The following is a 20,011-nucleotide window of genomic DNA, read 5'->3' as shown; positions in this document are numbered from 1 at the left end:
AGAGACGCTCATGCAAGCCATCCAACCCGAAGAACTGACGCGTGCGGCCCAGTGGCTGCAGACACTGCGCGCCGAGGTCGGCCAGGCCGTGGTCGGCCAGCTCGAGGCGGTCGACCAGACGCTGGTCGCGCTGGTGGCTTCGGGCCACGTGCTGATCGAAGGCGTCCCGGGGCTGGGCAAGACCCTGCTCGCGCGCGCGCTCGCGCAGGCCATGACGCTGCGCTATTCGCGCGTGCAGTTCACGCCCGACCTGATGCCCTCGGACGTCACCGGCCACGCGGTGCTCGACATCGCCTCGCGCGGCGACGGCAGCCTGGGCACCCTGCGCGTGCACCAGGGGCCGGTGTTCACCAACCTGCTGCTGGCCGACGAGATCAACCGAGCGCCCGCCAAGACCCAGAGCGCGCTGCTCGAAGTCATGCAGGAGTACCAGGTCACGCTCGAAGGCAAGGCCATGGCGCTGCCGCGTCCCTTCATGGTGATGGCCACGCAGAACCCGATCGACACCGAGGGCACCTATCCGCTGCCCGAGGCGCAGCTCGACCGCTTCCTGCTGAAGATCGACATCGGCTTCCCGAGCCACAGCGAGGAGAACGCCATCGTGCAGCTCACCACGCGCCAGCGCGCGGGCAACCAGTTTCCGCTCGAGGCCGTGCGACCCTGCCTCGACGAGGCGCAGGTGCTCGAGCTGCAGCGGCTGGCCTGCCTGGTGCAGGCCGACGAGCGCGTGATCGACTACGCGGTGCGCATCGCGCGCGCCACGCGCGACTGGCCGGGCCTGTCGTCGGGCGCGGGGCCGCGCGGCACCATGGCGCTGGTGCGCGCCGCCCGCGCCGCCGCGCTGATGGCCGGGCGCGACTTCATCACGCCCGACGACGTGGCGCGCCAGGCGCTGCCGGCGCTGCGACACCGCGTGATGATCTCGCCCGATGCGCAGCTCGAAGGCCTGAGCGTCGACACGCTTTTGCGCGCCGCGCGCGACAGCGTCGAAGCCCCGAGGCTGTAGGCCCGCGCGGATGCGAGCTGCCATTCCGATCCCCGCGCGCGCGCCCGTGCTGGCGCTGGCCGGCCTGAGCGTCGCCGCCACGGTGGCGCTGCTGCTGGGCGCGCCGCTGGAATACGTCGCCGTTGCGGCCGGCGTGCTGCTCGCGCTGGGCTTCGTGATGGCGGGCTTCGATCTCTGGCAGAGCCTGCGCCTGTGGCGCGCCGCGCCGCTGCGCATCGAGCGCAACCTGCCCGGCGCGTTCTCGCTGGGCGTGCCTACGGTGCTCACGCTCACGCTTGTGAACGAAGGCATGCAGGCCTGGCGGGTGTCGGTGTTCGACGAAATCGATGCGCACTTCGCCTTCGAGGGGCTGCCGCAGGAGCACATCGTGCCGGCGCTCTCGCGCGTCTCGCTGCGCTACACCGCCACCGCCACGCAGCGCGGCGTGGCGCAGTTCGGCGCCACCCAGCTGCGCTGGCGCACCCGCCACGGCTTCTTCGAGATGCGGCAGACGCTGGGCGAGCCGCGCCGGCTGCGCGTGTATCCCAACTTCGCCGCGCTGGCGCGCTACGCGTGGCTCTCGGGCGACCGGCGGCTGGCGCAGATCGGCATCAAGACCTATGCGCAGCGCGGGCTGGGCACCGATTTCCGGCAGCTCGCCGACTACAAGACCGGCGACTCGCTGCGCCACATCGACTGGAAAGCCACGCAACGCCAGCGCCGGCCCATCGTGCGCGAGTTCCAGGACGACCGCGACCAGTGCGTGCTGTTCCTGCTCGACTGCGGCCGCCGCATGCGCGCCGACGAGGGCTCGCTCGAGCAGCAGGCCGGCAGCGGCGGCAGCAATGGCAGCAGCCATTTCGACGAGGCGCTCAACGCACTGATGCTGCTGAGCTACGTGGCGCTGAAGGAGGGCGACGAGGTCGGCGCGATGACCTTCGGCTGCCCGCCCGAGGAGCGGCGCGACTTCGCACCGCGCAAGGGCAGCGCCACGCTCAACGCGCTGATGAACCGGCTGCACGACATCCAGCCCGGCGCCACCCACTCCGACTACCTGCTGGCCGCGCAGGAACTGCTGCGCGTGCAGAAGCGGCGCGCGCTGGTCATCGTGCTGACCAACTTCCGCGACGAGGACGCGGCCGAGCTGCGCCCCGCCATCAAGCTGCTGCGCCGCAAGCACCTCGTGTTGGTCGCCAGCCTGCGCGAGCGCGTGCTCGGCCACATCGCCAGCCAGCCGCTGGTGCATGCGCGCGACGCGGTCGACGTGGCGGCGGCGCACCTGTTCGAGCAGTCGCGCCGCGACGCCTTCGCGCGGGTGGTGGGCAACGACCCGCTGTCGGTCGACGTGGAGCCGGCCGATCTCGCCGTGGCGTTGGTGAATCGTTACCACGCAGTCAAAAGGGCTGGTCTTTTGTAAAGGTCTTTGCCCACAATGGGCTCTTCACAAATCAAGGCAGAGGAGAGAGAAGCAAATGACGACCGATTTCACCAATCCCAATCCGTACGCGGCGCCGCGCGCTACTGTGGCTGACGTGTACGACGGCGGCACCGATGCCGTGCAGCCGGTGAAGCTGTGGTCCGCCAAGGGGCGCATCGGGCGGGCGCGGTTCCTCGCGTACACGCTTTTTTCTTATCTCATCTTCATCGTCGCGGCCGCGGTGATGGGCGGAATCCTCGGCGTCACCGGCCTCGCGCGCTCCGAGGGCGTGATCGGCGGGCTGACCTTCCTGCTGGCGATTCCCTACCTGGTCTTCTACGTGCTGACCGGCATCCAGCGTTCGCACGACATGGACTGGTCGGGCTGGATGCTGTTCCTGGCGCTGATTCCGTTCGTCGCCCTCATCTGGGTCTTCAAGTCGGGAACCAAGGGCCGCAACCGCTTCGGCGCGCCGCCGCCGCCCAACGGCGTCGGCGTGCTGATCGGCGCGTGGCTGCTGCCGGTGATCACGGTGCTCGGCATCCTCGCGGCCATCGCGCTGCCTGCCTACCAGGGCTACACGACGCGCGCCAAGGCGGCGCAGGTCGAGCGCCCCTGATTCATTTCGATGCTTGGCATGGCCCGTTCGCGAGACACCGCGGAACCGGCTTTGCCGGGCCGCAGGTGTCGCCCCCAGCGAGGGGGGAGGAGAAGCGACACGAAGTGCGCGAAGCCTGGGGGAGTTCCTGTTATCTCACCAGCGTCGATTTGCCGAACAGGCTCTCGATGAGCTCCACGGCCACTTCGGCCGTCTGGTTGCGCACGTCGAGCGCCGGGTTCAGCTCCACCACGTCCAGCGAGCAGAGCCGCCCGGTGTCGGCGATCATTTCCATGCACAGCTGCATCTCGCGGTAGGTGGGGCCGCCGCGCACGCCGGTACCCACGCCGGGCGCGTCGGCCGGATCGAGGCAGTCGAGGTCGAAGCTCACGTGCAGGTGGGTGTCTTCATCGACGTCCTGCAGCGCCTCGGTCATGGTGGTGCGCATGCCGTGCTCGTCGATGTGGCGCATGTCGAACACGTTCAGGCCCAGCGTGCGGATGGCTTCCTTCTCGTCGCCGTCCACGCTGCGGATGCCGATGAAGCGGATCGCATCGTGCTGCAGCGCCGCGCGCTCGCCGCTCCAGCCCGTGAGCACCGCGGGCCCGTGGCCCAGCAGGCAGGACACTGGCATGCCGTGCAGGTTGCCGCTGGGGCTCGTGGTCTCGGTGTTGACGTCGGAGTGCGCATCGAGCCACAGCACGCGCAGCTTCTTGCCGCGCTTGCGCGCATGCCACGCAACAGCGCTGATCGAGCCGATGGCCAGGCAGTGGTCGCCGCCCATCATCAGCGGCACGTGGCCGGCGCCCAGCGCGGCGTCGATGGCCGCGTAGACGGCGCGGTTCCACGCGATCACCTCGTCGAGATGGCGCAGCCCGTTGGCCGGCGCAGCCCACGGCGTGGCCGGCCCCGCGAGGTTGCCCCGGTCGATGACCGCATAGCCCTGTCGCGCGAGCGCCTCCGGCAGGCCCGCCACGCGCAGCGCGTCGGGGCCCATGCCGGCGCCGCGCACGCTGGCGCCGACATCGGTGGGCGCGCCGATCAGTTCGAGGGTGATGGTGCTGGCGTTGATGCTCATGCCGGGGCTCTCGTCATGTCTTGCGGGCGGGGTTCTCCGGCGCCTGCGCGGCGCCGGACGGCCCATTGTGCCGACGAACCGCGGGCATGCCCATGATCTGCCGCACGCCCGACGCGGTGAACGGCTGCACCAGCTGCGTCAGGAAGCGCCGCGCGATCCGGCCGTCGATGCCGATGTCCGCCGGCGGACGGCGCGGCGGGTTGTACCAGGTGCCGAAGAGCTGGTCCCACAGCACGATGTTCTCGCCGTAGTTGCGGTTGCCCTCGGCCAGCACCTTCGAGTGATGCCAGCGGTGCAGCGCCGGCGTGCTGAAGACGTGGTCGAGCCAGCCGGTGCGCATCTCGATGTTGCAGTGGGTGAGCAGCCCGGTCACCGCCGTCACCGCGCCCACCCACATGAACACAGCCAGCGGCGCGCCGAGCAGGTACAGCGGCAGCTGGCCCAGCAGCGCCTTGAAGATGCTGTCGACGAAATGAAATCGCCCGGTGTTCAGCACCCAGAGCCGGCGCACGCTGTGATGCAGCGCGTGGAAGCGCCACAGCAGCGGCCACTGGTGGGCCGAACGGTGCGCGACGTAGAGGCCGAACTCGGCGACCAGCAGCGCGAGCACCACCTGCGCCGCCAGCGGCCAGTGGGCGGGCCACGGGCCAGAGCTGGCGTGCACGGCGGACATCGCCATCGCTGCGGCGAGAGGCACGCTGGCCGTGAGCGCCGCGACAGTCTGGGCAAGGCCCTTGGTCAGCAGCGTGTGCGCGAGGTTGCACGGCGTCTCGCCGTCGTCCTTCAGCCAGAGCGGCTCGTGCGGCATCCAGCGTTCGCAGGCGGCGATGGCGAGCGCCAGCGAGAGATACGCCAGGTTGAACCACAACAGCGGCGCCCGGCTGCCGAAGGCCACGCCCGCGCCGAGCAGCCCGGCGCAGTAGAGGGCCGGCCACATCAGCCACGGCAGCAGCCCGCGCAGCCGTGTGCGCGCGTCACGGAGCGCGCGGCTCATTGCGGTGCCCCGGTGGCCGTCGCGGGCCGCAGGCGCATGCGGAACAGCGCGCCGCCGCCGGGGCCGTCGTGCACCGACACCTCGCCGCCGTGCAGCCGCGCGATCTCCTGCACCAGGCTCAGGCCGAGTCCGGCGCCCGGTCCACCGGCATGCATGCGGTAGAAGGGCTTGAAGATGTGCGCGCGCTGCGCCGGCGGAATGCCGGGGCCCTCGTCGATCACGTCGAGATCGCCCGTGGCATCGACACGCACCACCACGCCGCCCTGGCCGCCCGCGTGGTCGATCGCGTTGCGGACCAGGTTGGTCAGCGCGCGCGCCAGCGCGTCGCGGTCGCCGTCGACTTCCACGCGCGCGGCCCGCGGCTCGAAGGAAATGTCGTAGCCCGAGGCCAGCGCGAGCGGCGCCATCTCGGCGACCACTTCTCGCGCCATCTCGACCAGGTCCACGCGCCGCAGATGCTCCTCGCGGCCCTTCATGCGCTGAAGGTCGAGCAGTTGACCCGCCAGCACCGACAGGCGCGCCGCATCCGCCAGCAGGCGCGTCTTCTCCGTGCCGTCGGGCAGGTTCTCCAGGCGCGTGTTCAGGATGGCGAGGGGCGTGCGCAGCTCGTGCGCGGCATCGGCAAGGAAGCGCTCGTGGCGCGCATGGCCGTCGTCCAGCCGCTGCAGCGCGTCGTTGAACGCGGCCACCAGCGTGGCCACCTCGCCCGGCACGTCGGAGACCGGCAGCCGCACGCCGCGCTGGTCGGCATCGATCTGGCCGGCCCGCGCGGCAGCGGCGTCCAGCCCGGCCAGCGTGCGGCGCACCACCAGGTGCGTGGCCAGCAGCGTGGCCGTCACCGTGATCGCCATGATCGGCAGCACCACTTTCAGCAACAGCAGCAGCACCGAGAAGCCGAGGTTGCGCCAGGTGATGGGGCTGTCGGCGCCGGCAAGTATCTGCACTTCCCCGGCGGGCGAATCCACCCAGCGCATGCGCGCGGCCTGGCGCGGCGCGTCGCCTGCGTTCCAGCCCAGCCGCGCCTGCCGCACCTGGTCGAGCGTGTCGCCGATGCGCGCGAACTCGGGTGGGATGCTGCCTTCCACCACTCGCCGGCCCTGCGTGTCGCGTATGGAGAACCACAGTTGCGGCTGCGCCCGGCGCAGCGCGACCAGCCGCTCGGTGGGCCGCATCACGAGGCGGCCGTCGGCCTCGCGCGCCACGGCCTCCTGCAGGATCTCGATCGTGTTCTCCTGCGAGCTGAAGTCGATCAGCTGCCCCGACGCGGCCAGCGCGCCCATCACCAGCAGCTGGATCGCCACCTGCAGCAGCACCAGCTGCCGGATCAGCCGGCGCTTGAGCGAAGGCTGGGCGCCTTCCGCGGTCGTGCTCATGGCTGGGCGCGCAGCAGGTAGCCGACGCCGCGGATGCTGGAGATCTCGACGCCGGCGTCGACGTCGGCGAGCTTCTTGCGCAGGCGCGACAGGTGCGTGTCGAGCGCGTTCGACTGGATCTCGGCGTCCAGCCCGAACACCGCGCGCTCCAGCGAGCTGCGCAGCACCGTGCGGCCGGCGCGCCGCACCAGGGCTTCCAGCGCGAGCAGCTCGCGGCGCGGCAGCTCCATGCGCCGCGCGTCCACGCTGGCCTCGCAGTGCGTGAAGTCGAAGCTGAGGGCGGCGATGCGCAGCGTGTCGGGCTGCGCCGCGGCGGGCCTGCGCAGCAGCGCGCGGATGCGAGCCAGCAGCTCTTCCACCGCGAAGGGCTTGCCGAGGTAGTCGTCGGCGCCGGCGTCCAGGCCGGCCACGCGGTCGTCGAGCGCGTCGCGCGCGGTGAGCATCAGCACCGGCACGTGGTTGCCGACCGCGCGCAGGTCCGACACCAGCGAGAGGCCGTCGCCGTCGGGCAGCCGGCGGTCGAGCACCAGCGCGTCGTAGGGCGTGGCGTGCACGTGGCGGCCGCCATCGGCCACCGTGGCCGCGTGATCCACCAGGATGCCGCGCTTGTGCAGCGCAGTGCGCAGCACCGACGCCATCTCGGGCTCGTCTTCCACCAGCAGGATGCGCACTGTCTGCTCCTTCTTTCCGTCGTCCGCACGAATGAATGCGGAGCCGGACTCTAGGCAGGGTGCATTGCATGAGTATTGCGCCGGGCCGCGCGCACGTGCCATGCATGAAGACGCAATGTTCCCTCCATGCTCGGGCCGCAACATGCGCCGGGGGCCCGCATGGGGCCCGTGCACCGGAGTACACATGCGCATCCTGCAGACCACCCTTGTCCTCGAAGTGATCGTCCTGGCGGTGTCGTGCCTCTTCGCCTCCGCAGCGGTGGCGGAAGTGCTGGCCGGCTTCGAGGAGCCGCAGCTCGTTCACGACCCGGGCTACGATCCCTGCCGCGACGGGCGCTACAGCTATGGCCGTCCGATGAGCTGCGACGAGCTGCTGCGCCGGCTCGGCCGCGAGGAAGAAGAGCGGGAGCGGGAACGCCGCCCCCGCTTCGGCGACCCCGACCGCTGGGGCACCGACCCGTGCACCGACGGGCGCTACAGCAACGGCCGCCCCATGAGCTGCGCGGAGTTGCGAGAGCGGCTGGATCGCCGCGAGCGCAGGCGCTACTACAACGGCCCCTACTACCGTCCCTACGGTGCGCTGGACGAAGCCTCGCGCGGCTTCGGCTGGTGCCGCCCGCTAGCGGATGTGCTTCCAGAGATAGGCGTAGCCCAGCGCATCCATGAAGGCGGACTCCTTGTTGTCCGTCGCCGCGCTGTGTCCGCCTTCCAGGTTCTCGTAGAAGCTGCTGTCGTAGCCCAGCGTGCTCATCTTCGCGTGCATCTTGCGCGCATGCACCGGGCCCACGCGGTCGTCGCGCGTGGAGGTGGTGAAGAGCGCGGGCGGATAGGCCTGGCCCGGCTTCGCGTTCTCGTAGGGCGAGAAGGTGCGGATGAACTCCCATTCCTCAGGCTGGTCCGGGTCGCCGTATTCCGCGATCCACGAGGCGCCGGCCGACAGGTGCGTGTAGCGCCGCATGTCCAGCAGGGCCACCTCGCTCACGATGGCGCCGTACAGCCGCGGGTAGAGCGTGAGCATGTTGCCCATGAGCAGGCCGCCGTTGCTGCCGCCCATCGCGCCCAGGTGCGCGGGCGACGTGATCTTCCGCGCGATGAGGTCTTCTGAGACGGCCGCGAAGTCCTCGCAGGTGCGCAGCCGGTTCTCCTGCAGCGCGGCCTGGTGCCAGCGCGGGCCGTACTCGCCGCCGCCGCGGATGTTGGCGACGACGTACACGCCGCCCTTGTCCAGCCACGCGCGGCCGATGCTGCCGCTGTAGGCGGGCTGCAGGGGCACCTCGAAGCCGCCGTAGGCGTACTGCAGCGTGGGGTTGGTGCCGTCGGCCTCCAGGTCCTTCGGGGCGATCTCGAAGTAGGGCACGCGCGTGCCGTCCTTCGAGGTGGCGAAGTGCTGGCTCACGCGATGGCGCGAGGCGTCGAAGAACGAGGGGCTGTCCTTGAGCACCTGCGGCTCTCCCTGCCCGATGGTGCCGATGTAGAGCGTGGTCGGCTGCAGGAAGCCGCTCACCGTGAGAAAGTAGTCGTCGTTGTCGTCCTCGTCGATGCCGCCCGCCGCGATGGTCGAGAGCGCGGGTGCTCCGCCCAGGCTCTCGCGCTTCCAGGCGCCGGTGCCGCCCGGCGGCGGCGTGAGCACCTCCAGCCGGTTCACCACGTCGTGCATCACGTTGAGGATCAGGTGGTTGCGCGTCCACGAGTAGTCGTCGAGCGCGGTGGTGTCGTCGGGCTCGAACAGCACCGTCAGCTCGCGCCGGCCCGCCATGAAGTCGTCGAACTTCGCGGCCAGCAGCGAGCCCGACCTGTAGGTGGCGCCGCCCACGGTCCAGTCTTCGCGCGGCTCGACCAGCATCCACTCGCGCGTGATGTCGGTGTCGGAGTCGTCGGGCACGTCGATCTTCACGAGCTTGCCGTCCGCGCCGCGCAGCCAGGTCTCGCTTTCGTAGAAGTCCATCTGCCGGGAGACGAAGTCGCGCTCGAAGCCGGGCGTGTTGTCGCGCCATGCGCTCACGGACATGTCCTCGTGCAGGCCCTCGTAGACCGTTACCGCGCTCTCGAGCGGCGTGCCGCGCCGCCACTGCTTCACGATGCGCGGGTAGCTGGAGCTGGTCATGGAGCCGGGGCCGAAGTCGGTGGCGATGTAGAGGTTGTCGATGTCTTTCCAGCCCACCTGGTTCTTGGCCTCGGGCAGCGAGAAGCCGCCTTCGACGAACTGCTTCGTTTCCAGGTCGAACTCGCGCACCACGTCGGCGTCGGCGCCGCCGCGCGACAGCGAGATCAGGCAGCGCCGGTACTCGGGCTCCAGGCAGTCGGCGCCGTGCCAGACCCAGTTCTCGCCGTCGGCCGCGGCCAGCGCGTCGAGGTCGAGCACGGTCTCCCATTCGGGGCGGGGCTTGCGGTATTCGTCGAGCGTGGTGCGGCGCCACAGGCCCTTCGGATGTTCCTTGTCGCGCCAGAAGTTGTAGAAGAAGCGCGGTCCGATCTTGCCGACCATCGGAATGCGCTCGTCGGAGTCGAGCACCTCGAGGATGCCCTGCTGGAGCGCCTCGAACGAGGGCGACTGCGCGTAGGCCTGCACCGTGGTGGCGTTCTGCGCGCGCGCCCAGGCCAGTTGCTTCTCTCCGTCGATGTCCTCTAGCCAGAGGTTGTCGTCGTCCTGTTGCGGTTGCTGCTGCTGCGGGGGGAGACTGGATGTCATGGCCCCAGTGTACGGAGGCGTCGTGAAAAGCAGGACGCCTTGTGAGCAGTTGTTGCGGGGCCTTTGCGGATGCCGCACTTTCGGATTACTGGGGCAAACCCCTGTCGCGCCGGTGCCTGCCCTCGGTGGAAACACTGAAGAAGCGAGGGCCCTGGAACGCGATGCCCACGGTATCCTGCCAGACGGCTCATGCCCCACCAAGGAGACACTACACATGAAACACCTGAGCGGTCTTGATGCCACCTTCCTGCACCTGGAAACGCCGGAAATGCCGATGCACGTGGGTTCGCTGAACGTGCTCGACCTGCCCAAGGGCTACACGGGCGACTTCTACGAAGACGCCAAGAACTTCATGGCCAGCCGCATCCACCTGGCCGACGTGTTCACGCGCAAGCTCGCGCTGATGCCCTTCGACATGACCAATCCGGTCTGGGTGGAAGACAACGACATCGACCTCGACTACCACGTGCGCCACATCACGCTGCCCAAGCCCGGAACCAACCGGCAGTTGCAGCAGTACGTGGCGCGGCTGCATTCGTCGCTCATCGACCGCAGCCGGCCGATGTGGGAGTTCTACATCATCGACGGCCTCAAGAGCGGGCAGGTGGCGCTCTACACCAAGGTGCATCACGCGGGCATCGACGGCCAGGCGGGCGTGGAAGTGGGCAAGGCCATCTTCGACCTCGAGGCCACCGGCCGCGTGGTGAAGCCGCCGCGCTCCCGCTCCCGCGGCAACAACTACCAGCTGGGCATGGCCGAGCTCGCGACCGCGGCGCTGCGCAACACCGCGCAGCAGTACGTGAAGCTCTTCAAGATGGCGCCGGCCATCGCGCGGGCCATCAGCGGCATCGCCAAGCCCGACGAGAAGGCGGCCGAGAAGGACGCGGCCGCCGCGCCGAAGAAGTTCAACCTCTTCGCGCCGCGCACGTCGCTCAACGTGTCGATCACCAACCAGCGCACCTTCGCCGGGCGAACCATCTCGCTGGCCGAGACCAAGTACATCGCCAAGCACTTCGGCGTGTCGCTCAACGACGTGGTGCTGGCCACGGTGTCGGGCGCATTGCGCCACTACCTGGCCGACAACAACGAGCTGCCGGCCAAGCCGCTGGTGGCCGGCGTGCCGGTGAGCCTGCGCGAGGCGGGCGACGACACGGCCAACAACCAGGCCAGCATGATCCTCGTGAGCCTGGCCAGCGACATCACCGACCCGGTGCAGCGGCTGAAGGCGATCAATGCCTCGTCGACCAGCTCCAAGTCGACCATGAACCGCTTCAAGGCGGTGGTCCTCGACGATTTCCCGACCTTCGCCGCGCCCTGGCTGGTGTCTGGCATCGCGTCGATGGTGGGGCGCTCTGGCATCGTCAACCTGCTGCCGCCGGCGGCCAACGTGGCGGTCTCCAACGTGGCGGGCGCGCCCTTCCCGATGTACTTCGCGGGCGCGCTGGTCACCTGCTACTACCCGGTGTCGATCGCCAGCCACGGCACGGCCCTCAACGTGACCGTGCAGAGCTACAACGGCCGCATGGACTACGGGCTGATCGCCTGCCGCCGCGCCGTGCCCGACATCACCGAGATCGGCGACTACATGCTGGCCGAGCACAAGCTGCTGATGGAGCTGACGCAGAAGCACCCGGCCGCCGCCGGTGCCGCACCCGCGCCGGTGCCGCCGAAGACGGTGGAAGAGCCCTCGGACGACGAAGCCGAAGCCAGGCCCGTTGCCGCCGCCGCGAAGAAGAAGCCGGCCGCCCGCAAGAAGGCTCCGGTCAAGGTCGCGGCAAAGAAGGCACCCGTCAAGGCAACAGTGAAAGCGGCAGCGAAGGTGGCCGCGAAGGCAGCGCCGGCCAAGGCCGCGGCGAAGAAGACCGCGCCCAAGCCGCCGGCCCGCAAGGCCGCCCCGGCCAAGCGCTCTTCGGGCGCCGCGCCAAGGGCTGCCGCGGCCTGACCGGCACGAGGGGCAGGCCCTGGAAGGAAAATTGGGGCAGTTGGACTAGTTTTCCGACCGTTCTAGTTTTCCAGGCCTAGGCCCCCTGGAAGAAGATAGGCCCATCGCGACTGATCCAGCTCCTGTTTCCTTCGCGAAGCCCATCAACTTCAAGGAAATCTTCATCATGTCCACGCAAACCTCCATCGCCTCCGCAGCCGTTCACGTCGTCGGCCAGTACAACGACGCGGGCAAGACCCTTGTCGGCGCCTACCGCGCCGGCGTGCACCGCCTGCTGGGCGGCGCCGCTTCGCGCTACAGCGACTTCCTCGGCAGCCGCCAGCTCCCGCTGGTGAGCGAGCAGGTCAAGGCCAACCTGATCGGCGCGCAGGAGAGGATCAACGGCTTCCTGGCCAACCGCGTGGATATCGACACCGGCCGCATCGTGAACGTGATGGACCGCGTCGCCGCCGGCACCACCAGCGGCATCGAAGCCGTTGCCGGCCGCGTGGCCCGCGTCGAATCGCCGGTCGCCACCTCGGTGATCAACGCCCTCGGCGCGCTGAACCAGCCGCTGGCCACCGTCTCGGTGCAGATCGCCGACCGCATCGCCGCCGGCACGAAGCAGATCGAAGCCCGCGTGAACGGCACCGAAGAAGCCGCCAAGCCGGTTCGCACGGTGAAGGCCAAGGCCACCGTCGCCAAGAAGCCGGTTCGCCGCGCTGCTGCCCGCAAGGCGGCCTGACCCCAGGGGCGCCCGGCGCCCCTTTTCATTTTTCTTCCGGCATCTGGAGCACCGAATGGCCACCCGTCCCGACGAAACTGCAAGGTTGAAGAAGAGGGCGGCGCCCGCGAAGGCGGCCAGTAAGGCGCCGGCCGCGAAGAAGAGGGCTCCCGCCGCCAGGAAGGCGGTGGCGGCGGAGCAGCCCGGCAGCAAGGCCGAAGGCCTGCTGCGCGCCGGTCTCAAGGCGCTGGACAACGTGCGCAACGACGTCGCCAAGCGCCAGGCCAACGTGATCGAAGGCCTGCTCGGCATCGGCCAGGGCAAGGTTCCCGGCCTGGGGCTCGACAGCTTCGGCATCCGCAAGTTCGAGGACGTGTTCGACCAGCGCGTCGCCACCGCCATGCAGCGCCTGGGCATGCCCGACGCCGAGCAGGTGCAGGCCCTGCGCGACGAAGTGGCGAGGCTGCGCGAGCGCGTGGCGCAACTCGAAGGCACCGCCGGTACCGGCACGCCTCGCGGGCGCGGCAAGCGCTGAACGGCAGGCAACGCTGCAAGCCGGTTGTGGCCAGCTCCAACACCACGCGCGATCGCATCCTGCAGGCCAGCCTCGCGCTGTTCAATGCGCAAGGCCTCGCGGCCGTGTCGACCCACAAGATCGCAGCCGAACTGGGCATCAGCCCGGGCAACCTGCACTATCACTTCAAGGCCAAGCAGCTCATCGTCGAATGGCTGTTCAGGCGCTTCGAGCAGCGGATGGAAGCCCTGAACGGCTCGTCGGCCTCCATCGCGGCCATCGACGACCTCTGGCTCGCGCTGCACCTGCGCTTCGAGGCCATCGACGAATACCGCTTCATCTACCGCGACATGGCCTTCCTGGCCAGCGAATACCCGGCGCTGGGCCAGCGAGCGCAGGCCCTCACCGCGCAGAACCTGCTGGCCGCGCAGACGCTGTGCGAGGGCCTCGTGGCCTCGGGCGTCATCGAGACCAGCGCGGAGCAGGCCCGCATCCTGGCGCTGCAGATGGTCTTCACCACCACCTGCTGGCTCTCGTTCGAGCGGCTGGTGCCGGGGCGCGAGGCGCTGGCGCAGGCCGACCCCGGTTTGGCGGCTTTCTACACGCTCACGCTGGTTTCCCCGTATGTTTCCAGCGAATCGAGGGCTTATCTTGATTACCTGAGGGCCAAATACCTCGGATAAATGCCGTTGTCGTCCGACGGGACATCGACTCCGCCGGCCTCATCTTCGTCCAGAAGCAGATACAAGAACCACAAAGGAGCCATCCATCATGACCACCGCCACCTACGCCAAGCAACCCGTCGCGCCGCCGTCGCGCCTGCTGCTGCTGGCCGAAGCCCGCGCGCTCTGGGAGACCGGCGCCGGCCTCGCCATGTGGCCGCTGCTGCAGCTCACGCCGCGCGGCGACGGTCACCCGGTGCTCGTGCTGCCGGGCCTGGTGGCGGGCGACGGCTCCACGCTGCTGCTGCGCCGGTACCTGTGCAGCCGCGGCTACGACGCCCACGGCTGGGGCCAGGGCCGCAACTTCGGCCCGCGCGAAGGCGTGGAGCAGGGCATGGTCGAGTTGCTGAAGACGCTGCACGACAACAGCGGCCAGAAGGTCAGCATCATCGGCTGGAGCCTGGGTGGCGTGTATGCGCGACTGCTGGCCTCTTCGTACTCGCACATGATCCGCAACGTCATCACGCTGGGCAGCCCCTTCTCGGGCAGCCCGCGCGCAACCAACGCATGGCGCGTGTACGAAGGCGTGAGCGGCCAGAGCTCGCACGACCCGCGCCGCATGAAGTTCGTGCAGCCCACGCCGCCCGTGCCCACCACCTCCATCTTCAGCCGCACCGACGGCGTCGTGGCATGGCGCTGCAGCATCGAGAAGACCGGCCCGCAGTCGGAGAACATCGAGGTCATCGCCAGCCACCTGGGGCTGGGCGCGCACCCGGCGGTGCTCTATGCGTTGGCGGACCGGCTGGCGCAGCCGGAAGGCGAGTGGAAGCCGTTCAATCGCGGGGTGCTGGGGCCGCTGGTCTATCCGGATCCGGATCGGGACGCCTGACAAGACCTGGCTGGCGACTCTTTTCAGGTCCGGGACGTGCGGCCAATGACCGCGCTGTCACGTGCTGGCTGAATTGCCCGTGGGCTCAAAGATCACGTAGCGGTCGTTCAGATCCAGTTCTTCTGCATCCACTTCAACCTTGGTCATCGATCCTGCCGTTGACACGAGGACGAACGCGTACGGATCCTGGCTCTCGTCATCCGCCAGCAGCAGTCGGGTCTGAAGCAGTTTCGCCAGGCGACTGGCACCATCCAGAATGCCGCCCTCGGGGATGGGGATCGTCAGATAGATAGAAATGATCTGGGAGAACGCTTCTCCTGATCGCGAATCGACCAGGCACGTAGCAGGATCGTCACGTCTCATCTCGGTGATGTCGTGCACCACCTTCACGGCGTCGTGATCGACCTCAAGGACGGTCGACAGGCCGCGGCGCAGGGGTTCTGCGCCAACATCCTGTTCCAGCGCAGCGTCAAACCAGATCATTGTCCAAGTCTCCAGATATTCAAGGCCCTGTTTGCACCGGCTTCGCCAGCGGCATTCGTCGCGTAACCGAAGGCCTGAGGGGTGTCTCCGAACTTGTTGAAGATTCCCAGTGCATCGAATTCCCCTCGATTCAGCGAATGAAAGCCCGGGCCGCTGGAAGGAACCAGGTGGTCGCCGCGGATCAATTCGTATGTTCGACCGTTGACTGTATAGAAGTTGCCGTCCCTGGTGCCCTGACCGGCGTTGATGGCATCGACGTCTCTCTTCATGTCGATGCCGGGTTCGGCGACCGTGTTCTGGCCTTTCTTGAGGCCCCCTTGCCGCACGCTACGGATGCTGTGCCTTGAGGGAAGCGGCGCCCCGAAGTTGCTCGCCGGTCGTTTCACGACGACTCCCGGCGATGGTCTGACGCCCGGCTCGAGAGGTGCTCCACGCACCACCTCGACCCCCGGTTTCGGCAAAGGCTCGGGGGCAGGCCTCTTCCCACCAAGACCCACATGCGCAGCAGCCATGTCGAATGCGGCGGCGCCGACTTGATTGGCCGCTGCGACCTGCTGCTCCGACCCTCCGAGCACACGCGTGGCCGCGCCAGGGGCACCGAAGAGAGGTCCCAGCAAGGCGATACCCAGCGAGTTGCCGAAGCGCAGGTTCTGCTCGCTCAGCCAGGCACTCTCGGCGCCGGAAATGCTGTTCTCCCAGCGCGGCCCCGGCGTATAGACGTCCTGCAAGAAGGATGTCCTTCTTTTCAACTCCAGAGACTGTTCGGGCGGCAGGGGATTCTTGCCGCTGTAGTGGTCGTTCAATTGCTGGAGCTTCTCGTCCAGTGCCGACTTCGGGATCTCGTCGGGCATCTGTTCGCATGCCCGCTGGAACGTCTTGGCCGATTGCAGTGCGTCGGTCGGCTCCAGGCGCGCGTCGCGGCCGGTGCCGATCCACATCCGCTCGTACCACGGAATCTTTTCGAACTCCGCCTTTTCCCGTTCGTACCGCTCGCTGCAGATGCCGGGCTTGCGCCGCAGCATCGGCCCCTTGGGCACCTCGAAGGTCAACACCCTGCCGAGCGTGCCGTTGCTGTTGAAGGGCGGTGTCGAGAAGGGCGACGAAGAAGTGGAAGACGTGGACAGTACCTGCCCCAGCGTCTTCTTGTCGTCGGGCATCGAACCCATCAGGCCGCTCCGTTCATCTCGCAGAGATCGCCGTGGCGGGCCACGGGGCGGCTCTCGACGAAGACCGTCTGCGAGCCCGAGACGATCTTCACGTTGCCCGCGCCGAGCGAGACGCCCGAGCGCACGCCGCTGCCCGCGTTGCCTGCCACGCCCTTGACGATGCTGTCGACCATCAGCACCTTTTCGCTGCGCGCGAACACTGTGTGCGAGTAGGCGGCCTTCTCCGGAGGGAGGATCGACACGATATCGAAGGGAACGACCTGCTTGCCGACGATGCAGAAGTCGGGCACGACGTTGACCACCATGAAGCCCGACTCGGCGTCGGCGATGTGTTTTTCGGTGCTCATGCCGACACCTCTTCCTGGCGGGCATTTCCATCGGTTGTGATGACTTCGGCAAGCTGCCGGTGGAAGAGGTCGACCGCTACCGTATCGAGCGCCTGGTCCAGCGTGAGCCGCCAGGTCAGATGCACGAGCATCTCGTCGAGGTCGACGTGCACCGTGTCGAGCCGCATTGCTTCGCTGCGCTCCGTGCCATCGCCGTCCCTGCACAGCGCCTCGATCCACAGCTGCGGCAGCTGGAACTCGACGTGCGGCGCGGAGGCGAAGAAGCCGCTCATGCGCACCGATTCATCTCCCCGCAGGCCGCCGGCCACGACCTGGTCGGCGGGCGCGTACTGGAAGAAGCGCTCGTCGAAATCGTCGGCGTAGTCCATGTAGGGCTGTCCGGCATGACGTTCGCGCCAGGCCTCGTCGTAGGTGCCGGCCAGCGCGACGCGCGGCTGCCAGAAGCGCGCGACGGGCCCGAAGCCGGCTGGCTGGGCGTCATCGTTGTTGGCCTGCTGGAGTGGCGCATCGGCGTGCTCGATCTGTGGTCCGGGAAAAGGCTGGCCCGCAGCATGGCGCGCGGCGGGGTGATCGTCGCGGCTCGCGCTGCCGAACCATCCGCTGCCGCAAGGGTTGGCCGGATGGGTGCGTGGCGCGGCCGATTCGCCGTCGCCCCGGTCGAAGCCCCAGCCACCGTAGGCGAGCTCGTAGCGCAGCGGCACGGCCAGCGTGGGTTGCGGATCGGAGAGGGTGCGCTGCGTGGCGTCGGTCTGCCAGTCCCACTGGCGCGGGCCCGTCAGGCGCAGCGCCTTGTGCAGCAACGGCCGATGCTGCTGGTGCACCAGAAGCTCTGCCTGCCAATCGGGCCTCGGCGTCCAGTCGAGGGCGTGCGCGGTGCCGGTCACGTAGACGTCGGCGGCGGGCTTGCACAGCAGCACGTCGGTCGCCATGCGCAGGCTCGACAGCGTGGGGAAGGAGGCATCCCAAGGCTCGTCGGCGAAGACCGGTCCCCGGTGAAAGGCGGCTGGCTCGAGTCGCCCGGGTGCCAGCACGAAGCTCGCGCACACAACCACCACGTCGTGGAAACGACGTCCCTTGCCCATCTTGTCGAACTGGAAGTGCGGAAAGGGCGTTGCGTTGCGCAGCTGTTCGAGGCGCGGCGCGGGTATCGGCGGCGCGGGCTCAGCCACGGGTGTCGCCCTTGTCCACCGCCATCTTCCCGATGCCGGCGGAGACGGCCGCGGAGACGGTGCCCAGCACCTGCGTCGCCTGGCCCGTCGCTCCGCCGCCACCGCCTCCGGCCACCTGTTGCGCGATCGACGCGAGCTGTCCCGCCTTGCCCAGCAGGTCGGCAGGGTTGCCGCCCATCAGCGCGCCGAGGCTCGCGAGCGGGCTGCCCGGTGGCTCGGCCGGCGGCGGGGTGGGCACCGCATTCGGTTGCAGCGCCGCGCCGCCGCCCTTTGGGTTGAGCCAGATGTGCTCGCCATTAACGGTCACGTCGTCGCCCTGCGCCGTGATGTTGATCTTCTTGCCCGTGACCGCGATGGAGCCGTCGGCCTTGAGCTGCACCACCGATGCGCCCACCCGCAGCGAGATGGTCTTGCCGTCCATCTCGATGTGGCTGCCCTTCTCGCCGCCCACGGACAGCAGGTACTTCTCGCCGACGTTGGTGGTCTGCGTCTTGCCGACCATGGTGTTGTCCATCATTCCGACCACGCTGTTGCGCAGCATGCCGACGTTGAAGGAGTAGGCCAGCCCGATGTTCACCATCTTGGCCAGGCCCACGTTGTGCATGTAGGCCATGCCGACGGTGGCCATCTGGTTGCGCCCGACCTTCTTGCTGCGGTCGCGTCCCACCGAGTGGGTCTCGTCGTGCTCGACCTCGATGTCCTGGTTGCGCTCGGCATGCAGCCATACCTGCTCCTGTCCCTTCTTGTCCTCGAAGCGCAGTGCGTTGGCGTTGGCGCCGCTGCCTCCTTCGGAACTGCGCGTGAGCAGGCCGCTTTGAGTGGCGTTGTCGGGCAGCGGCCAGGGCGGCATGTTGTCGGCGTTGTAGACGCGGCCGGTGACGATGGGCCGGTCGGGGTCGCCGTTCTCGAAGTCGACGATCACCTCCTGGCCGATGCGCGGGATCTGGATGCCACCGAAGTTGGTGCCGGCCCACGGCGAGGAAACGCGCACCCAGCAGGAGCTGTTCTCGTCCTTCGTGCAATAGCGGTTCCAGTGAAAACTGAGCTTCACGCTGCCGTATTCGTCGGTCCAGATCTCGCGGCCGGCCGGACCGGTGACGATGGCGGTCTGTGGACCCGTGGTGCGCGGCCTGGGCACCGGCGGCGCCGGCGCGCGAAAGACTTTGCTCGACGGAATCACGTCGAAGTCGACGCGGCATTCGAATGCCTGCTGCGAACTCGCATCGCCAACGTCCTGCAGCTCCAGATGCGCATGCGTGACCAGATACTGCCGGTTCGATTCGTTCTGCGGATGGCGCTCCAGCGTCACCAGGCAACCCGGCACCACTGCACGCAGGTTGCCCGAACCGCTGGCGAGCTCGCCCTGGCTGCCGGTTTCCTCCATGCGCGTGCGCACCAGCTGCTCGCCTTCGGACTCGACGACGTAGTCGCCCGGCCAGCCGTAGCGCTCCCAGGTGTTCTGCGCGGTCTTGCGGGGCATGGCGCTGATCTGCTGCAACTCGGCCCTGGGGCGCTTGAAGTCGAAGTCGTCCGTCACCCAGCGGCCGCTTTGCAGTTCCTCGCAGGCATTGAAGCGATCGCAGTGCTCCTCGCGTACGGTCGCGTCCTCCGGATGGAAGGGAATGGTCTGGTAGCCCTCGTGGGCGAAGGGCTGGTGCGAAGCCATCTCGTCCACGATGACCAGCTTGTGGCTGCTTTCCTCGTGCTCGAAGTGGTAGTACAGGCCCCATTCGTGCAGCAGCCGCGCGACGAAGTCGTAGTCGCTTTCGCCGTACTGCACCTGGAATTCGCGCGGCGGATAGCTGCGCGTGGCCCGGATCTCGAAGGGCTGGCTGTACTTGCCGAGCACCGTCTTGACGATGTCCAGCACGCTCTGGTTCTGGAAGATGCGGTAGTCGCTCGTGCGCGTGGCCAGCGTGAGCCATGGCTCGATCACGGCCTCGTAGAGCGCGCGCCGGTTCTCCAGGCGCAGGAAGCGAACGCGCGTGACCAGACCCGAGATGTGACGTTGCTGCGGACCTGAGCCCGGTCGCCCGTCGAGCACGATGTGCGCGGACATCATTTCGCCGACCAACTGCTTGACGGCGACATTGGCCGCCTGGCGCTCGTTGTAGCCCTGCTGCTCGGGCGTGGCCAGTGTCAGCGTATAGCGAAACAGGCTGCTCAGGCCTTCGTTGCCCACGATGGAGACGGGTTCCAGTGCCGGCGCATCGCCCAGCGTGGGCATGGCGGACGAGGAGGCGGTGAGTACACGCGCAAGCTGCGCTGCGCCGACAGGCATGAAATCTCCCTGATGTTCTTGGCTGACGAGACAAATCGTAGCAATTCGAG

The 20,011-nt window shown here is 68.5% G+C and carries 18 protein-coding genes; 8 read left to right on the top strand and 10 right to left on the bottom strand.

Annotated elements, in window-relative coordinates:
- Positions 1-10 precede the first annotated feature (10 nt).
- From SFB74_RS29915 to SFB74_RS29905, 3 genes are read left to right on the top strand one after another with little or no spacing between them, the layout of a single operon-like run.
- Positions 11-1,006, top strand: coding sequence for an AAA family ATPase (locus SFB74_RS29915; protein WP_019657549.1), 996 nt, complete (start codon positions 11-13; stop codon positions 1,004-1,006).
- 10 nt (positions 1,007-1,016) lie between these two features.
- Positions 1,017-2,402 carry a DUF58 domain-containing protein gene (locus SFB74_RS29910; protein WP_432728027.1) on the top strand — a complete coding sequence of 462 codons (1,386 nt, stop codon included), beginning with the start codon at positions 1,017-1,019 and terminating at the stop codon, positions 2,400-2,402.
- A 55-nt stretch (positions 2,403-2,457) separates the two neighbouring features.
- The gene (locus SFB74_RS29905) at positions 2,458-3,021 is read left to right on the top strand and encodes a DUF805 domain-containing protein (RefSeq protein ID WP_432728026.1); all 564 of its coding nucleotides are present in this window, start codon (positions 2,458-2,460) and stop codon (positions 3,019-3,021) included.
- Positions 3,022-3,151: 130 nt separating this feature from the next.
- Here SFB74_RS29905 and rocF read toward each other — a convergent pair whose 3' ends face one another.
- The 5 genes from rocF to SFB74_RS29880 all read right to left on the bottom strand — a co-directional run bounded on the left by rocF (position 3,152) and on the right by SFB74_RS29880 (position 9,805).
- Positions 3,152-4,078: an arginase gene (gene rocF / locus SFB74_RS29900; protein ID WP_432728025.1), complete on the bottom strand. Its 927-nt coding sequence runs from the start codon at positions 4,076-4,078 to the stop codon at positions 3,152-3,154.
- Between the two features lie 13 nt (positions 4,079-4,091).
- Positions 4,092-5,072, bottom strand: a complete 981-nt coding sequence (locus SFB74_RS29895; protein WP_432728024.1) for a sterol desaturase family protein — start codon at positions 5,070-5,072, stop codon at positions 4,092-4,094.
- A complete protein-coding gene (locus SFB74_RS29890) occupies positions 5,069-6,445 on the bottom strand; it encodes a sensor histidine kinase (protein WP_432728023.1) in 1,377 nt (458 codons plus the stop codon). Before SFB74_RS29890 ends, SFB74_RS29895 begins: the two co-directional genes overlap by 4 nt.
- Positions 6,442-7,116 (bottom strand): response regulator transcription factor, encoded by a 675-nt coding sequence (locus SFB74_RS29885; RefSeq protein WP_432728022.1) that lies wholly within the window; start codon positions 7,114-7,116, stop codon positions 6,442-6,444. The genes SFB74_RS29890 and SFB74_RS29885 overlap by 4 nt, the downstream gene beginning before the upstream one ends.
- 619 nt (positions 7,117-7,735) lie before the next feature.
- Complete coding sequence (locus SFB74_RS29880) at positions 7,736-9,805, bottom strand: prolyl oligopeptidase family serine peptidase (RefSeq protein ID WP_432728021.1); 2,070 nt, start codon at positions 9,803-9,805, stop codon at positions 7,736-7,738.
- Positions 9,806-10,019: 214 nt separating this feature from the next.
- Here SFB74_RS29880 and SFB74_RS29875 point away from each other — a divergent pair, with 214 nt between their 5' ends.
- From SFB74_RS29875 to SFB74_RS29855, 5 genes are all read left to right on the top strand, one after another.
- Positions 10,020-11,747: a WS/DGAT/MGAT family O-acyltransferase gene (locus SFB74_RS29875; protein WP_432728020.1), complete on the top strand. Its 1,728-nt coding sequence runs from the start codon at positions 10,020-10,022 to the stop codon at positions 11,745-11,747.
- 166 nt (positions 11,748-11,913) lie between these two features.
- A complete protein-coding gene (locus SFB74_RS29870; RefSeq protein ID WP_432728019.1) occupies positions 11,914-12,471 on the top strand; it encodes a hypothetical protein in 558 nt (185 codons plus the stop codon).
- A gap of 55 nt (positions 12,472-12,526) precedes the next feature.
- Positions 12,527-12,985 (top strand): phasin family protein, encoded by a 459-nt coding sequence (locus SFB74_RS29865; RefSeq protein ID WP_432728018.1) that lies wholly within the window; start codon positions 12,527-12,529, stop codon positions 12,983-12,985.
- A gap of 26 nt (positions 12,986-13,011) precedes the next feature.
- Complete coding sequence (locus tag SFB74_RS29860; RefSeq protein WP_432728017.1) at positions 13,012-13,647, top strand: TetR/AcrR family transcriptional regulator; 636 nt, start codon at positions 13,012-13,014, stop codon at positions 13,645-13,647.
- Positions 13,648-13,735: 88 nt separating this feature from the next.
- Entirely contained in the window at positions 13,736-14,515 is a 780-nt protein-coding gene (locus SFB74_RS29855; protein WP_432728016.1) for an esterase/lipase family protein, read from the top strand.
- A 57-nt stretch (positions 14,516-14,572) separates the two neighbouring features.
- On the opposite strand, the gene SFB74_RS29850 is transcribed toward SFB74_RS29855, so the two are convergent.
- From SFB74_RS29850 to SFB74_RS29830, 5 genes are read right to left on the bottom strand one after another with little or no spacing between them, the layout of a single operon-like run.
- Positions 14,573-14,998 carry a hypothetical protein gene (locus SFB74_RS29850; RefSeq protein WP_432728015.1) on the bottom strand — a complete coding sequence of 142 codons (426 nt, stop codon included), beginning with the start codon at positions 14,996-14,998 and terminating at the stop codon, positions 14,573-14,575.
- Complete coding sequence (locus SFB74_RS29845; protein ID WP_432728014.1) at positions 14,995-16,164, bottom strand: hypothetical protein; 1,170 nt, start codon at positions 16,162-16,164, stop codon at positions 14,995-14,997. The genes SFB74_RS29850 and SFB74_RS29845 overlap by 4 nt, the downstream gene beginning before the upstream one ends.
- On the bottom strand, positions 16,164-16,511 hold the full coding sequence (locus SFB74_RS29840) for a PAAR-like domain-containing protein (RefSeq protein WP_184607300.1): 348 nt from the start codon (positions 16,509-16,511) through the stop codon (positions 16,164-16,166). Before SFB74_RS29840 ends, SFB74_RS29845 begins: the two co-directional genes overlap by 1 nt.
- Positions 16,508-17,680, bottom strand: coding sequence for a DUF2169 family type VI secretion system accessory protein (locus SFB74_RS29835; RefSeq protein WP_432728013.1), 1,173 nt, complete (start codon positions 17,678-17,680; stop codon positions 16,508-16,510). Before SFB74_RS29835 ends, SFB74_RS29840 begins: the two co-directional genes overlap by 4 nt.
- Positions 17,673-19,961 (bottom strand): type VI secretion system Vgr family protein, encoded by a 2,289-nt coding sequence (locus SFB74_RS29830; RefSeq protein WP_432728012.1) that lies wholly within the window; start codon positions 19,959-19,961, stop codon positions 17,673-17,675. Before SFB74_RS29830 ends, SFB74_RS29835 begins: the two co-directional genes overlap by 8 nt.
- Positions 19,962-20,011: the final 50 nt, after the last annotated feature.

Source organism: Variovorax xiamenensis (genome assembly GCF_050916385.1).
Classification (GTDB): Bacteria; Pseudomonadota; Gammaproteobacteria; order Burkholderiales; family Burkholderiaceae_C; genus Variovorax.
Note: the sequence above shows the minus strand (reverse complement) of the source record. Positions and strands in the feature narration are given on the sequence as shown.

Excerpts from the sequence above, each read along its gene's own strand:
- SFB74_RS29915 (WP_019657549.1), top strand. The coding sequence starts at position 11 with ATGCAAGCCATCCAACCCGAAGAACTGACGCGTGCGGCCCAGTGGCTG.
- SFB74_RS29910 (WP_432728027.1), top strand. The coding sequence starts at position 1,017 with ATGCGAGCTGCCATTCCGATCCCCGCGCGCGCGCCCGTGCTGGCGCTG.
- SFB74_RS29905 (WP_432728026.1), top strand. The coding sequence starts at position 2,458 with ATGACGACCGATTTCACCAATCCCAATCCGTACGCGGCGCCGCGCGCT.
- rocF (WP_432728025.1), bottom strand. The coding sequence starts at position 4,078 with ATGAGCATCAACGCCAGCACCATCACCCTCGAACTGATCGGCGCGCCC.
- SFB74_RS29895 (WP_432728024.1), bottom strand. The coding sequence starts at position 5,072 with ATGAGCCGCGCGCTCCGTGACGCGCGCACACGGCTGCGCGGGCTGCTG.
- SFB74_RS29890 (WP_432728023.1), bottom strand. The coding sequence starts at position 6,445 with ATGAGCACGACCGCGGAAGGCGCCCAGCCTTCGCTCAAGCGCCGGCTG.
- SFB74_RS29880 (WP_432728021.1), bottom strand. The coding sequence starts at position 9,805 with ATGACATCCAGTCTCCCCCCGCAGCAGCAGCAACCGCAACAGGACGAC.
- SFB74_RS29875 (WP_432728020.1), top strand. The coding sequence starts at position 10,020 with ATGAAACACCTGAGCGGTCTTGATGCCACCTTCCTGCACCTGGAAACG.
- SFB74_RS29870 (WP_432728019.1), top strand. The coding sequence starts at position 11,914 with ATGTCCACGCAAACCTCCATCGCCTCCGCAGCCGTTCACGTCGTCGGC.
- SFB74_RS29865 (WP_432728018.1), top strand. The coding sequence starts at position 12,527 with ATGGCCACCCGTCCCGACGAAACTGCAAGGTTGAAGAAGAGGGCGGCG.
- SFB74_RS29855 (WP_432728016.1), top strand. The coding sequence starts at position 13,736 with ATGACCACCGCCACCTACGCCAAGCAACCCGTCGCGCCGCCGTCGCGC.
- SFB74_RS29850 (WP_432728015.1), bottom strand. The coding sequence starts at position 14,998 with ATGATCTGGTTTGACGCTGCGCTGGAACAGGATGTTGGCGCAGAACCC.
- SFB74_RS29845 (WP_432728014.1), bottom strand. The coding sequence starts at position 16,164 with ATGGGTTCGATGCCCGACGACAAGAAGACGCTGGGGCAGGTACTGTCC.
- SFB74_RS29840 (WP_184607300.1), bottom strand. The coding sequence starts at position 16,511 with ATGAGCACCGAAAAACACATCGCCGACGCCGAGTCGGGCTTCATGGTG.
- SFB74_RS29830 (WP_432728012.1), bottom strand. The coding sequence starts at position 19,961 with ATGCCTGTCGGCGCAGCGCAGCTTGCGCGTGTACTCACCGCCTCCTCG.